This window comes from Nocardiopsis sediminis (assembly GCF_042650565.1).
Taxonomy (GTDB): Bacteria; Actinomycetota; Actinomycetes; order Streptosporangiales; family Streptosporangiaceae; genus Nocardiopsis_B; species Nocardiopsis_B sediminis.
On the sequence record NZ_JBHSBH010000015.1, the window covers coordinates 561,187 to 574,123 of the forward strand.

Genomic DNA, 12,937 nt, shown 5'->3' on the forward strand with positions numbered 1-12,937 from the left:
CGCCTGGCCCATTTCGTCGCAGCCGCCATCGGCGGCATGCAGGTCGCCGCCTGCGGCGGCGCCGGCGGCTGGTGCCGTGCTCGGCCTCGTCCTCGTCGGCGTGGGGCTCGGCGCCGGTGATCTCGGCGGCGGGCTCGGCCGCCGCGGCGGGGACCGGCTCGGGCCCTTCGCCGTCCTCACCCGGGCGGGACTTGCCGCGGCCGCGGCCGCCCCGGCGCCGGCGGCGGCGGGAGGGGCGCTCCCCGTCGCCGTACTCGTCCTCCTCTTCGGACTCCTCGGGCTCGGTGTCCTCGGCCCGGGGCTCCTCGGGCAGGCCGGCGGCCTGCTCGGCCTCCTCGTCCTCGCGGGCCTCCTCGGGCGCGGCGACCAGGCCGTTGCCGGCGGCCCGCGACACGGTGGGCGCGACCGGGGCGACGGGCGGCTGGAAGAGCACCATGGGCGGCTGGAAGGACACGCCGGGGGCTTCCGCGGACTCGGCGGCGGGGGCCTGCGGCTCTTCGGCCGCGCTCTCCGGGGCCGGGGCGGCGGCCTTGCGGGAGCGGGTGGTCTTCGCGGCGGTCGAGGCGGTGGCGGTGCGCGCGGTGCGGGTGCGCTTCTTCGGCTCCTCGGGCCCGGCCGGGACGGACTCGGTGGCCGCGGCCCCGGCGAGCGTGGTCAGAGGGGCGGAGCCGGGCGTGAACACCGGCTCGGGCTCGGGCGGAGGGCCGGCCGAGCGGGACGCGCCGCTGCGCTTGCCGCTGGGCGTGCTGACAGTGACCTCGCCGTCCTGCGGTGGGGCGAACGTCGCAGTGGTCCGGGCGATGCGGCCTGTCTCCGTTGTTTCAGTTGTACCCGCGGTGCCCTCGGCACCGCTGTTGGGCTCGTTTTCGAGCATCCGGGTGGTCTCCCGTCAGAGTCCTCGGGCGCGGCACCGGTGTCAGGCCGGTGCCGCTGCGCGCGAGGACTGTCGTCGCTATGTCGGCGCCGGTAGCGATGGTGCCGCTACCGGGGCAAAGTCGTCATGAGTCGCCCACGTTCCCCAAAGGAACTCACGCATCCGGTGCGCTCCGCGTGGGCGAGGACGGCCGCGGTATCTGCTCCGCGCGTCCCTCCGGATCGGCCTGGTCATCCGCTATCAGCGGATCGGCGATCGCGTAGGACGCTTCGTCGAGTCGCCCCTGCGCCAGCCGGGTCATCAACGGCGATGACGGCGGCGCGAGGCCGGCGACCTGACGAAGGCCGGTCACCACGTCGTCTGGTCGGACAGCAGGTGTCGTGTGCCGTACGACCATCCGAAGTATGGCATATGTCTCGTGTCGCTCAGTTGTGGCGCGCCCGTCCATCCGCAGATGGAGGACGGCCGCGCGGGCGTCGAAGCGGCGGCGGCCCTTCTTGGTGAGCCGCTCCACTTCCACGGTATCGGCCGCGACAAATGCGGCCACCGCCTCCGCGGCGTCGTCGGGGGCGACGCCGGGCAGTTCCACCCTCCACTCCGATGCTTCCAGGCGGTCGGCGAGACCGCCCTCGGCGGCCTCCACGACCTCGATGATGTCGAGACCGCCGGGCATCGCGCGGTCGAGCCGGGCCCGCACCTGCCCGGGTTCGCGGGCCTCGGCCAGCGTGAGTTCGAAGTACTCCGCCTCGCTGGCCACCCCTGTGGGGGCGGCACCGGTGTAGGAGATCTTCGGATGTGGCGTGAACCCCGCTGAGAACGCGACGGGGACCCCGGCCCTGCGCAGCGCCCGCTCCAATGCGCGGGCGATGTCGCGATGGCTCGCGAACCGCATTCTGCCGCGCTTGGCGTAGCGGACTCGCAACCGTTGGCCTGGGCGTCCGGTGGAGGGCGAGGTGATGCCCTCAGGTGCGGGGGGCAGCGCTACTCCTTTCCTCAATGTCTCCCGTCCGGGGGGTGAAGGTCGGTCCTGAGACCCCCGACCGGGAGATTCACGTCTTACTTCAGCGTACGGTGCGCGCCGGGGAGCACGCGCCACCGGCCCGGGACAAGGCCGCCACCTCGCACATCACGGGCGTTGGGGCGGATGACCGGATGATGCCGCACTCGGTAGCCGGATCACACACGTATGTGCTGTTCCCTCCGCGGAGCCTGTTGAAAAGCGTTCGGGTGCGCGGATCGCACGCGGAGGGCCGCCGCGCACGCTCGGGGTTCACCTCCGTGACCTGCGCATCCCCGATCGCCCAAATTTTCTTCGAGCAATTGCCGCCTCCATGCAAACCTCCCGGCCACCCCGTCCGTCTTATTACACGTATGGCCCGGCGCGAGCGGGGCGCCGGGCCATACTCTTCACGATCTCTTCCACGGCCCCGGCGACCACGTCGCCGGGGCCGTGGTGGTTTCGCGGCCGGGGCGGCGGCCCACATGCGGCGGGGCGGGCGCCGCACGCGCCGCCCGCCCCGTACCGTCACACCACCGAGAGCGGCAGCAGCTTCTTCCCGGGCGGCGGGCCGATCTGGATCTCGGTGCCCATGCTCGGGCACACGCCGCAGTCGTAGCAGGGGTTCCATCGGCAGTCGTCGACCTCGACGGACTCCTCGCCGTGCAGGGCGTCCTGCCAGTCCTGCCAGAGCCACGAGCGGTCGAGGCCGGCGTCGAGGTGGTCCCAGGGCAGCACTTCGTCCTCGTCGCGGTCGCGCACGGTGTACCAGTCGAGGTCGACGGGGTGCCCGGCCAGCGCCTTCGCGGCGCATTCGGCCCACTGGTCGTAGGAGAAGTGCTCGCTCCACCCGTCGAAGCGGCCGCCCGCGCGCCAGACCTCCTCGACCACCGCGCCCACCCGGCGGTCGCCGCGCGAGAGGAGCCCTTCGATGATGGAGGGCCGGCCCTCGTGGTAGCGCAGCCCCACCGACTTGCCGTAGCGGCGGTCGGCGCGCAGCGCGTCGCGCAGCTTGCGCAGCCGGGAGTCGATGACGTCGGCGGGGGTCTGGCCGGCCCACTGGAACGGGGTCTGCGGCTTGGGCACGAACCCGCCGATGGAGACGGTGCAGCGGATGTCGGAGCGGCCGGTGACCTGGCGCCCGGTGCGGATGACCTCGGTGGCGAGGTCGGCGATGGCCAGGACGTCGTCGTCGGTCTCGGTCGGCAGGCCGCACATGAAGTACAGCTTGACCTGGCGCCACCCGGCCTCGTAGGCGGCGGTGACGGTGCGGATGAGGTCGGCCTCGGTGACCATCTTGTTGATCACCCGGCGCATCCGCTCGCTGCCGCCCTCGGGGGCGAAGGTGAGCCCGGAGCGGCGGCCGTTGCGGGTCAGCTCGTTGGCGAGGTCGATGTTGAAGGCGTCGACCCGGGTGGAGGGCAGCGACAGCCCGGTGTTGGTGCCCTCATAGCGGTCGGCGAGGCCCTTGGCGATGGCGCCGATCTCGGTGTGGTCGGCGCTGGACAGCGACAGCAGGCCGACCTCCTGGAAGCCCGAGGCCGCGACCCCCTGCTCGACCATGGCCGTGACGGTGTCCTTGCTGCGCTCGCGCACCGGCCGGGTGATCATCCCGGCCTGGCAGAAGCGGCAGCCGCGGGTGCACCCGCGGAAGATCTCCACGCTGTAGCGCTCGTGGACGGATTCGGCGAGCGGCACGATGGGCCGCTTGGGGTAGGGCCACTTGTCGAGGTCCATGACGGTGTGCTTCTGCACCGTCCACGGCACGCCCGGCCGGTTGGGGGCGTAGCGGGCGATGCGGCCGTCGGGCAGGTAGTCGACGTCGTAGAAGCGCGGCACGTACACGCCGCCGGTCTCGGCGAGGCGCAGCAGCAGGCCGTCGCGCCCGCCGGGGCGGCCCTCGCGCTTCCATTCGCGGATGACCTCGGTGACGGCGAGCGCGATCTCCTCGCCGTCGCCGAGCACGACGGCGTCGAGGAAGTCGGCGATGGGCTCGGGGTTGAACGCGGAATGGCCGCCGGCCAGCACGATGGGGTGGTCGTCACCGCGGTCGGCCGCCCGCAGCGGCACCCCCGCCAGGTCCAGCGCGGTGAGCATGTTGGTGTAGCCCATCTCGCTGGCGAAGCTGATGCCGAGCACGTCGAAGGCGCCCACGGGCCGGTGGGCGTCCACCGTGAACTGCGGGACCCCGTGCTCGCGCATGAGCTTCTCGAGGTCGGGCCAGACCGCGTAGGTGCGCTCGGCGAGCACGCCCTCGCGCTCGTTGAGGACCTCGTAGAGGATCTGCACGCCCTGGTTGGGCACGCCCACCTCGTAGGCGTCGGGGTACATCAGCGCCCAGCGCACCTCCGCGGCATCCCAGTCGCCGACGATGGAGTTGAGCTCGCCTCCGACGTACTGGACGGGTTTCTGCACCCTGGGGAGCAGCTCCTCCAGTCGCGGGAAGACGCTTTCGATGGGCATGGCGGACCCCTCATCAACCTGTGGAACGTCTCCTCAGCTTAGCCACCGTGCGGCTCACGCGTACCCGCGCTCCCGCGCGTTGATCCCCAGGACCAGACCGATCGCGGTGAGGTTGGCGATGGTCGCGGTGCCGCCGTAGGAGACGAACGGCAGCGGCAGGCCGGTGATCGGCATGATCCCCAGCGTCATCCCGATGTTGATGAAGGTCTGGAAGCACATCCAGGTCGCCACCCCGACGCACACCAGGCGCCCGTAGGGGTCCTCGCAGCCGATGGCGACCCGCAGCACCCGCCACACCACCAGGCCCAGCAGCACGAGGATGGCGGTGCCGCCGATGAACCCCAGCTCCTCCCCCGCGACCGTGAAGATGAAGTCGGTGTGCTGCTCGGGCACGAACTTGCCGCTGGTGTGCTCGCCCTGGAACAGCCCGCTGCCGCTGAGCCCGCCCGACCCGACCGCGATCTGCGCCTGGTTGGCGTTGTAGCCGGTCCCCTGCGGGTCGGCGGCGGGGTCGATGAAGCTGGTGAACCGGGCGAGCTGGTACTCCTTGAGCAGCCCGAACCACCACACGGCCACCACTCCGGCCACCCCGCAGGCCATCAGCCCCCCGATCCAGCGCGCCGGCGCCCCCGACAGCGCGAGCATGGCCAGGTAGACGCTGCCGAGCACCATCCCGGTCCCCAGGTCGGGCTGGGCCATGATCAGCCCGAGCGGGACCGCGAGGACGGCCAGGCTGAACAGCACGTCGCGCCCGGTCGGGCGGAACTCGCCGTCGCGCGGCTCGCCGAGGAGCATGGCCACGCCCAGGATGAGCGCGAGCTTGGCGACCTCGCCCGGCTGCACCTGGAAGCCGCCGATGACCACCCACGAGCGCGAGCCGTTGATGACCGCGCCCAGCGGGGTGAGCACCATGGCCAGGCCCACGGCGGCCAGGACGAACAGCACGGGCGCGTAGGCGCGCGGGAGCCGGTAGTCGACCGATGCCACGCCCAGGCACACCGTCGCGCCGATGATCAGGTGCGCGACCTGGCGTTCGAGGAACCCGGTGGCCTCGGCGGGGTCGCCGGATCCCGATGTGGCGGCCCACACCAGGACCAGGCCCGTGACCGACAGCGCCGCCACACAGGTCACCAGCGTCCGGTCGAGCCGGCGCGGGAACGCCGCGGTGACGCGGGTCAGATAGGAGCGTGCGGGGGCGGTCATCGTCGGTACCCCTTCCTCGGGGAGCGCATGCGGGCCTACTTCTCGTAGCCATGGGGCGGCACGACGGTGCCGTCGGGCCGGACCGTGGGCAGCTCGGCCGGCGGCGCCCCGCCCGGGACCGCGGGTTCGCCGGCCCCGGCGTCGCCCGCGGCGAGGTCGGCGGCGCGCGCGAGCTCGGCGTCGGGCAGGCTCTCGTCCTTCTTCTCGGCGGCGAACCCGTAGATGCCGTCGTAGATCTCGCGGGCGACCGGTGCCGCCGCGACGCCGCCGCTGCCGCCCTGGGAGACCAGGACGACCACGGCGAACTGCGGGTCGTCGGCCGGCGCGTAGGAGGCGAACCAGGCCGATTCCTTGAGCCCGGTGAGGGTGGCGGTCCCCGTCTTGCCCGCGATGGAGACCTCGTTCTGCGGGAAGCCCTCGAAGGCGGCCTTGGCGGTGCCCTCCTTGGGCACCTGCTCTAGGGCGTTCTGGAGGTAGGCGATGGTCTCGTCGCTGACGGGCAGCTCGCCCGCCTTGGCCGGCGGGATCTCGCGGCTCTGCTTGCCGTCGGCGGAGATGAACCCCTTGCCGACGCGCGGCTCCCACAGGGTGCCGCCGTTGGCGATGGCGGCGTAGGCCCGTGCCACCTGCAACGGGGTGGCCAGGACGTCGCCCTGGCCGATGGCGAAGTTCACGGCGTCGCCGGCGCGCCAGGAGGCGCCGTCGGCGCAGAATTCCTTGGCCGCGCGCTTGAGGTAGTCGGCGTGGCCGGGGTCGGTCTTGGCGACGTCGGGGTAGCCGTCCTCGGCGCGCCGGCAGGCGTCCTCGCGGCCGGCCTCCCAGTACTCGCGCTTCCATTCGCGGTCGGGGATGCGGCCGGGCACCTCGTGGGGCAGGTCGATCCCGGTGGTGTCGCCGAAGCCGAACCCGACCGCCATCTCGCCCATGTGGTTGGCGGCGTCCGGCCTGGGCTTGGTGCCGCCGTCGGCGCGCCACATGTCGTAGGCGAGGGAGTAGAAGACGGTGTTGCAGGAGACCACGATGGCGCGGTGCAGGCTGATGCTGCCGTAGGCGCCGCCCTCGTAGTTCTGGAAGCCGCGCCCGCCGACCCGGATGGAGCTGGGGCAGGCGTACTGGCCGTTGAGGGACGACCCGTTCTCGGCCGCGGCCGCCAGCGACGACACCTTGAACGTGGAGGCCGGCGGGAACTGGCCCTGCACGGCGCGCGAGATCAGCGGCTGGCCGGCCTCCTCGCTGAGGAGTTCGTCGTAGGTCTCCTGGTCGATCCCGCCCTCCCAGACCTTGGGGTCGTAGGTGGGCAGGCTGGCCAGGGCGACGACCCGGCCGGTTCGCACGTCCATGACGACGCTCGCGGCCGCGTCGGCGGGGTTGCCCTCGCCGCGGGCCTTCTGCACCCCGTTGGCGAGGGCCTTCTCCACGATGTCCTGCACCCGGGAGTCGAGACTGGTCACCAGGTGCATGCCGGGCACGGAGGGGGTCTCCTCGATGAGGCCGGTGACGTTGCCCATGTGGTCCACGCCCATCCGGCGCTGGCCCGCGGTGCCGCGCAGCTCCTCGTCGTAGACGGCTTCGACGCCGTCGCGGCCCACCTGGTCGATGCCGGTGAACTGGGTGCGCAGGTCCTCGCGCTCCTCCAGCTCCGCGGCGGTGATCGGTTGCAGGTAGCCCAGCGCCTGCACGGCGTTGCGGCCCTTGGTGTGCACGCGCACCGCCTGCGGCTGCGCGGAGATCCCGGGGAACTTGTCCTGCTGCTCCATGATCTGTAGGGCGACCCGGGGGTCGACGTCCTCGGCCACCGAGATCGGCTGGTAGGGCGATCCGGGCCAGCAGGGGCGGCCGACCGTGGGGCTGCACAGCCGGGTGCGCTGGCGCAGCTCCTGGAACGGGACGTCCATCACGTCGGCCAGCCGGCGCAGGACGGCGTCGCCGCCGTCGTCCTGGGAGCTCAGGGTGTGGTAGTCGGCGGAGACGACGAGTTCGGTGCGGTTGCGCACCAGGGGGCGGCCGACCGAGTCGAGGATCTGGCCGCGGGTGGCCGGGACGATGAGGGTCTGGTTATGGCTGGAGTCCGCCAGTTCCTGGAAGTGGTCGGCCATGGGCACCTGGAGGTACCACATGCGCCCCACCAGTGTGGCGAACAGGGCGACGACGAGGATCTGGGCGGCGAGCATGCCCCCGCGGCCCGGGCGCCGGAGCAGCAGCGGCACCTCGGCGCGGTCGGCGCGCAGGCGTCTCCACTTCCCCATCCACTTCCTCATCTGCCCACCCCTCCGGTGGTCCACGGCGGCGTTGCGAATTCGGCGTAGGGGTCGGAGGAGGCCCGGCGCAGCAGCGCGCCCAGGGGCCCGAGCACGAGCGGGCTGATGACCATGGTCAGCAGCAGGGTGAGCGAGGTGCCCACCACGACGCCGCCGAAGGTGATCCGCGGGTCGCCCAGCACCACGCCGATGAACGCGTACAGCAGGGCGGTGCCGAGCGTGGCGATGGCGGCGGTTGCGTAGGGGTGCAGGCCCTCGCGCTTCTGCGAGGCGCGGTTGGCGGCGATGAGGTACCCGGCGAGGCAGAGCACGAGGGCGCCGCGGCCGATCTCGTGGTCGGCGGGCGGCAGGACGTCCATGGCCAGCCCGGCCGCGAAGCCGGTGACGGCTCCCGCGATGCGGGTGACGTACAGCGCGACCGCGGTGACGGCCAGGACGACCAGGTCGGGGGCGGCACCGCCGGGGAGCGGGATCCGGTTGAGCACCGCCGCCTGGAGGACGACCGCCAGGACGATGGCGAGCACGCTCACCGAGGTCTTCATGTGGTCCCCCGTTCCGGGCCGGTTCCGGGCCCGCCGGTCTCCCCTGTCCCGCCGGGCGGCGCCGGTGAAACGGAGGGTCCGGGGGTGGCCTCGCCGCGGCCGCCCCTGCCCTCGGCGCCGCGGCCCTGCCCGCCCTCGGCGTCGCCGTCGGCGTCGTCCCTGCCGCGGTCCCGGCCCTCGCCGTCCTTGCCGCGGTCGTCCTTGTCGTCCTTGTCGTCCTTGCTTTTGGGCACGTCGGGGCGGGGCGGCAGGACGGAGTCGCGCGGGTCCTGCTTCGGGCCGGCGACCACGACGCCCACGATGTCGAGTGAGCCGATGTCGACCATCGGGGCGATCCCGGCGGTGCGGCTGAGTGCTCCGGGGGTCTGCTCGATGTTGTCGACGGTGCCGATCGGGACGCCCGGCACGAACGGGGCGCCGTCGTGCGAGCCCATGGTGACGATGCGGGTGCCCTTGACGATCTCGGCGTCGGCGTCCATGAGCTCGAACCGCAGCAGGCGGCCGTCGCCGACGGTCCCCGAGGTGCCCTCGGCCACCCCGATCTTGCGTGAGCCCTCGAGGCGGGCCCCCACCGCGGAGCCGGGGTCGGTGACCAGCAGCACGGTCGAGGTGGTGCGGCCGGCGTGGGTGACCTTGCCCACCAGGCCGTCGCCGTTGAGCACGGTCATGTCGGGGCGCACGCCGTCGCGGGTGCCGACGTCCAGGGTGATGGAGTCGGCGTAGCCGCGGGGGCCCGACCGGGTGACGGCCTGGGCGGGGACGATCTCGTAGCCGCCCAGCCCCGACAGCTGGAGCAGGTCGGCGAGGTCCTGGGAGCGGGCGCCGTCGCGCTCCAGGGCGGCGAGTTCGCCGGCCAGCTCCTTGTTGCGCTCCTCGAGTTCGCTGATGCGCGCGGCCGCGCGCGGGGCCGCGGCCAGGGCGTCGTAGGCGAAGGTCGCCGGGCCCGACACCGCCGACACGCCCGTGGCCAGCGGCCGGAACGCCGCCTCGCCCGCGGTGCGCGCGTGCGCGCTGACCGGGTTTCCGCTGTCGCGGGCGTCGAGGACGACCAGGGCGATCGCCGCCAGCACCAGGACCCCCAGGACGATCCGCGCCCGGGAGGTGCCGCGCGGGGGCATCAGCGCCGCCGATCCGGGACGAGCACCTGGTTGAGGCGCTCGTAGTTCTCCACGCAGGTGCCGGAGCCGATGGCCACGGAGTCGAGCGCGTTCTCGGCGACGTGGATGGGCATGCCGGTCTCGTGCCGCAGCCGGTAGTCGAGGCCGCGCAGGAGGGCGCCGCCCCCGGTGACGGCGATCCCGCGGTCCATGATGTCGCCGGAGAGCTCGGGCGGGCACTTGTCGAGGGTGGTGCGGACGGCGTCGATGATGTCGTTGACGGGCTCCTCGATGGCCTGGCGGACATCGGCGGCCGACATCACCACGGTCTTGGGCAGGCCAGTGACGAGGTCGCGGCCGCGCACCTCGGCGTGGAGCTCCTCCTCGCCGGTGGGGCAGGCCGAGCCGATCGCGACCTTCAGCTCCTCGGAGGTGCGCTCGCCGATCATCAGCGAGTACTCCTTCTTGACGAAGTTCATGACCGCCTGGTCGAGTTCGTCGCCGCCGACCCGGATGGACTGGGAGGTGACGATGCCGCCCATGGAGATGACCGCGACCTCGGTGGTGCCGCCGCCGATGTCGACGACCATGTTCCCGGTGGGCTCGTGCACGGGCAGCCCGGCGCCGATGGCGGCGGCCATGGGCTCCTCGATGATGTAGACCCGGCGCGCCCCCGCCTGGTAGCCGGCCTCCTTGACCGCCCGGTGCTCGACCGAGGTGATGCCGCTGGGGACGGCCACGATGATGCGGGGCTTGGCGAAGTGCCGGCGCCGGTGGATCTTCTGGATGAAGTACCGGAGCATGCGCTCGGTGATCTCGAAGTCGGCGATGACCCCGTCCTTGAGGGGCCGGACGGCGGTGATGTTGCTGGGCGTGCGCCCGATCATCTGCTTCGCCTCGATGCCGACCGCCACGATCTTGCCCGTGGCGGTGTTCACCGCGACGACCGAGGGCTCGTTCAGCACGATGCCGCGGCCGCGCACGTACACCAGCGTGTTCGCGGTCCCGAGGTCGACCGCCATGTCGCGGCCGAGAAAAGCCAGGTTATTGGTCATGGAACGTCCTCAGCGGCAGCAAAACGGGTGTGGCACCCACGGGGCGGTCAATACGGACTCGTTCCTGCACGGATGCGGATTCAGTACTCGTATCGTAACGCTGCGCAGTCACGTCGTTACGCAACACACCGATCCATTGTCATGACCGGAGAGCAAAAAAGCGCCGGGCGAAGCCCGGCGCGCCACCTTGCCAACGGTCCGTTCAGGACTCCAGGCCGGGGAAGAACAGGTTGATCTCGCGCTCGGCGGAGTAGGTGGAGTCGGACCCGTGCACGATGTTCTGCTGCACCTCCAAGGCGAAGTCGCCGCGGATGGTGCCCGGGGCGGCGGCGACCGGGTCGGTGGCGCCGGCCAGGGCGCGGAACGCCTCGACGGCGCGCTCGCCCTCGACCACCATGGCCACCAGCGGGCCGCCGGTGATGAACTCCACCAGCGACTCGAAGAACGGCCGCGCCGAGTGCTCCTCGTAGTGGGTCTTCGCGGTGTCGCGGTCGAGCGTCCGCAGGTCCAGGGCGACGATCTTCAGACCCTTGCGCTCGATGCGCGCGATGACGTCGCCGATGATGTTGCGCCGCACGCCATCGGGCTTGATGAGGACAAGAGTGCGCTCCACGGTGGTACTCCTCGGTGTCACGGGTTTCGAAGTGCCGATCGGCGGGAAAACCCTATCGCCCGGCGGGCTCGCCGTGCGCCGCCTTCATCGCGTCGGTGCGGCGGCCCAGCATTACCCCGCTGATCCACAGCGCCGTGAAGACGACGCCGAGCACCGCGAGCCCCGGCACCAGGAACCCGCTGAGCAGGAACGCCGCCTGGAGCGCCCATCCGGCGTAGTGGGCCCACGTGTGGCGCTGGAGGGCCGCCAGGACCAGGGCGGCCGCGGCCAGCCCGCCCCACACCCCGCCGGCCAGGGCCGGCGGGTACCCGCCGAGCTGGATGGCGACCGGGACGGCGAGGCCGATCACCACGACCTCGAACGCGAGCACGACGGCGCAGATCGTCCGCATCGTCACTCCCCCTTGATCAGATGGGCGGCGTCGCCGGCGGTGACGACCGAACCGGTGATGAGGACGCCCGCCCCGCTGGGCTCGCCGTCCTCCTCGGCGAGGGCGAGGGCGAGATCGATGGCGTCGTCCATGCGCGCGGCGGTGCGCACGCGGTCGGGGCCGAACACCGCCGCGGCGGCCGCGGCGAGGTCATCGGGGGCCATGCTGCGGCGCGCGGAGTTGCGGGTGACCACCACCGTGTCGAGCAGCGGCTCCAGGGGTTCGAGGATGCCCTCGATGTCCTTGTCGGCCATGACCGCCAGCACGCCCACCAGCCGGGTGAACCCGAAGTCGGCCTCGACGGCCGCGGCGGAGGCAGCCATGCCGGCGGGGTTGTGCGCGGCGTCGACCAGGACGGTGGGGCTGGTGCGGACGATCTCCAGGCGCCCGGGCGACTCCACCGCGGCCAGCGCGGCGGCCACCAGTTCGGGGTCGAGCCGGTCGTCGCCCTCGCCCGGAGCGGCGAACGCCTCGACGGCGGCGACCGCCACCGCGGCGTTGCCGGCCTGGTGCGCGCCGAACAGCGGCAGCAGGAGGTCCTCGTAGCCCCCGCGCAGGCCCTTGAGGGCGATGCGCTGGCCGCCCACCGCGAGGTCGCGGTGGGCCACCCCGAACTCCAGGCCTTCGCGGGCCACCTGCGCGCCGACCTCGGAGACGCGCCGCAGCAGCACCTCGGCGGCCGGCAGCGGCTGCTGGGCCAGGACCGCGATGGAACCGGGCTTGATGATGCCGGCCTTCTCCTCGGCGATGTCCTCGACGGTGTCGCCCAGGAGCCGGGTGTGGTCGATGGAGATCGGGGTCACCACGGCGACGTCGGCGTCGACGACGTTGGTGGCGTCCCAGACGCCGCCCAGGCCGACCTCCACCACGGCGACGTCCACGGGGGCGTCGGCGAAGACCGCGTAGGCCGTGGCGGTCAGCACCTCGAAGTACGACAGCGGGATCTCGCCGGAGGCGTCGGCCATCTCGATGTAGGGCCGGATGTCGTTGTAGGCGGCGACGAACCGCTCCTCGGAGACGGGTTCGCCGTCGATGACGATGCGCTCGCGCATGGTGTGCAGGTGCGGGCTGGTGTAGCGGCCGACCCGCAGGCGGCGCTCGCGCAGCAGCGCGTCGATCATCCGCGCCGTGGAGGTCTTGCCGTTGGTCCCGGTGATGTGGATCACCCGGAACCCGCGCTGCGGCTGCCCCAGGAGGTCCATCAGCCCGGCGATGCGCTCCAGCGTCGGGTTGGCGAACGCTTCACCGGTACGGGCGAGGATGGACTCTTCCACGGCCCGGTAGTCGGGGTTGGTGGTCACGGTTCTCCGGAGGTCGGGGCATGTCGGTTGCGCCCTTCAGCTTAGGCGGTCGCCGGCCGGGCGGCGTTGCGCCCCCGGCGCGGCGGCCTCCGGTGAACGCGAAG

9 protein-coding genes and 2 pseudogenes are annotated in these 12,937 nt (G+C 72.5%); all 11 read right to left on the bottom strand.

Going from position 1 to position 12,937, the window contains the following annotated elements; all coding sequences use genetic code 11:
* Positions 1 to 874: pseudogene (locus ACFOVU_RS25025) on the bottom strand (hypothetical protein); the annotation flags it as partial.
* A gap of 154 nt (positions 875 to 1,028) precedes the next feature.
* Positions 1,029 to 1,766 (bottom strand): TIGR03936 family radical SAM-associated protein, encoded by a 738-nt coding sequence (locus tag ACFOVU_RS25030; protein ID WP_378537497.1) that lies wholly within the window; start codon positions 1,764 to 1,766, stop codon positions 1,029 to 1,031.
* Positions 1,767 to 2,399: 633 nt separating this feature from the next.
* Complete coding sequence (locus ACFOVU_RS25035; protein WP_378537499.1) at positions 2,400 to 4,334, bottom strand: TIGR03960 family B12-binding radical SAM protein; 1,935 nt, start codon at positions 4,332 to 4,334, stop codon at positions 2,400 to 2,402.
* Between the two features lie 54 nt (positions 4,335 to 4,388).
* Positions 4,389 to 5,537 carry a rod shape-determining protein RodA gene (rodA, locus tag ACFOVU_RS25040; protein WP_378537501.1) on the bottom strand — a complete coding sequence of 383 codons (1,149 nt, stop codon included), beginning with the start codon at positions 5,535 to 5,537 and terminating at the stop codon, positions 4,389 to 4,391.
* A 35-nt stretch (positions 5,538 to 5,572) separates the two neighbouring features.
* Positions 5,573 to 7,783, bottom strand: coding sequence for a penicillin-binding protein 2 (gene mrdA, locus ACFOVU_RS25045; RefSeq protein WP_378537503.1), 2,211 nt, complete (start codon positions 7,781 to 7,783; stop codon positions 5,573 to 5,575).
* Positions 7,784 to 7,791: 8 nt separating this feature from the next.
* On the bottom strand, positions 7,792 to 8,337 hold the full coding sequence (gene mreD, locus ACFOVU_RS25050) for a rod shape-determining protein MreD (RefSeq protein ID WP_378537505.1): 546 nt from the start codon (positions 8,335 to 8,337) through the stop codon (positions 7,792 to 7,794).
* Positions 8,338 to 8,570: 233 nt separating this feature from the next.
* Positions 8,571 to 9,455 (bottom strand): annotated as a pseudogene (gene mreC / locus ACFOVU_RS25055) (rod shape-determining protein MreC); the annotation flags it as partial.
* Positions 9,455 to 10,489, bottom strand: a complete 1,035-nt coding sequence (locus tag ACFOVU_RS25060) for a rod shape-determining protein (RefSeq protein ID WP_378537507.1) — start codon at positions 10,487 to 10,489, stop codon at positions 9,455 to 9,457. The gene ACFOVU_RS25060 and the pseudogene mreC, both read right to left, overlap by 1 nt.
* A 202-nt stretch (positions 10,490 to 10,691) precedes the next feature.
* On the bottom strand, positions 10,692 to 11,102 hold the full coding sequence (ndk, locus tag ACFOVU_RS25065; protein WP_378537509.1) for a nucleoside-diphosphate kinase: 411 nt from the start codon (positions 11,100 to 11,102) through the stop codon (positions 10,692 to 10,694).
* A gap of 52 nt (positions 11,103 to 11,154) precedes the next feature.
* On the bottom strand, positions 11,155 to 11,493 hold the full coding sequence (locus tag ACFOVU_RS25070; protein WP_378538212.1) for a DUF4233 domain-containing protein: 339 nt from the start codon (positions 11,491 to 11,493) through the stop codon (positions 11,155 to 11,157).
* A 2-nt stretch (positions 11,494 to 11,495) separates the two neighbouring features.
* Positions 11,496 to 12,833, bottom strand: a complete 1,338-nt coding sequence (locus tag ACFOVU_RS25075) for a bifunctional folylpolyglutamate synthase/dihydrofolate synthase (RefSeq protein WP_378537511.1) — start codon at positions 12,831 to 12,833, stop codon at positions 11,496 to 11,498.
* Between the last annotated feature and the right edge of the window lie 104 nt (positions 12,834 to 12,937).

Bases quoted from the DNA above. Each gene is read 5' to 3' on its own strand.
- mreD (WP_378537505.1), bottom strand. From the start codon at position 8,337: ATGAAGACCTCGGTGAGCGTGCTCGCCATCGTCCTGGCGGTCGTCCTC.
- rodA (WP_378537501.1), bottom strand. From the start codon at position 5,537: ATGACCGCCCCCGCACGCTCCTATCTGACCCGCGTCACCGCGGCGTTC.
- mrdA (WP_378537503.1), bottom strand. From the start codon at position 7,783: ATGGGGAAGTGGAGACGCCTGCGCGCCGACCGCGCCGAGGTGCCGCTG.
- ACFOVU_RS25060 (WP_378537507.1), bottom strand. From the start codon at position 10,489: ATGACCAATAACCTGGCTTTTCTCGGCCGCGACATGGCGGTCGACCTC.
- ACFOVU_RS25070 (WP_378538212.1), bottom strand. From the start codon at position 11,493: ATGCGGACGATCTGCGCCGTCGTGCTCGCGTTCGAGGTCGTGGTGATC.
- ACFOVU_RS25030 (WP_378537497.1), bottom strand. From the start codon at position 1,766: ATGCGGTTCGCGAGCCATCGCGACATCGCCCGCGCATTGGAGCGGGCG.
- ACFOVU_RS25035 (WP_378537499.1), bottom strand. From the start codon at position 4,334: ATGCCCATCGAAAGCGTCTTCCCGCGACTGGAGGAGCTGCTCCCCAGG.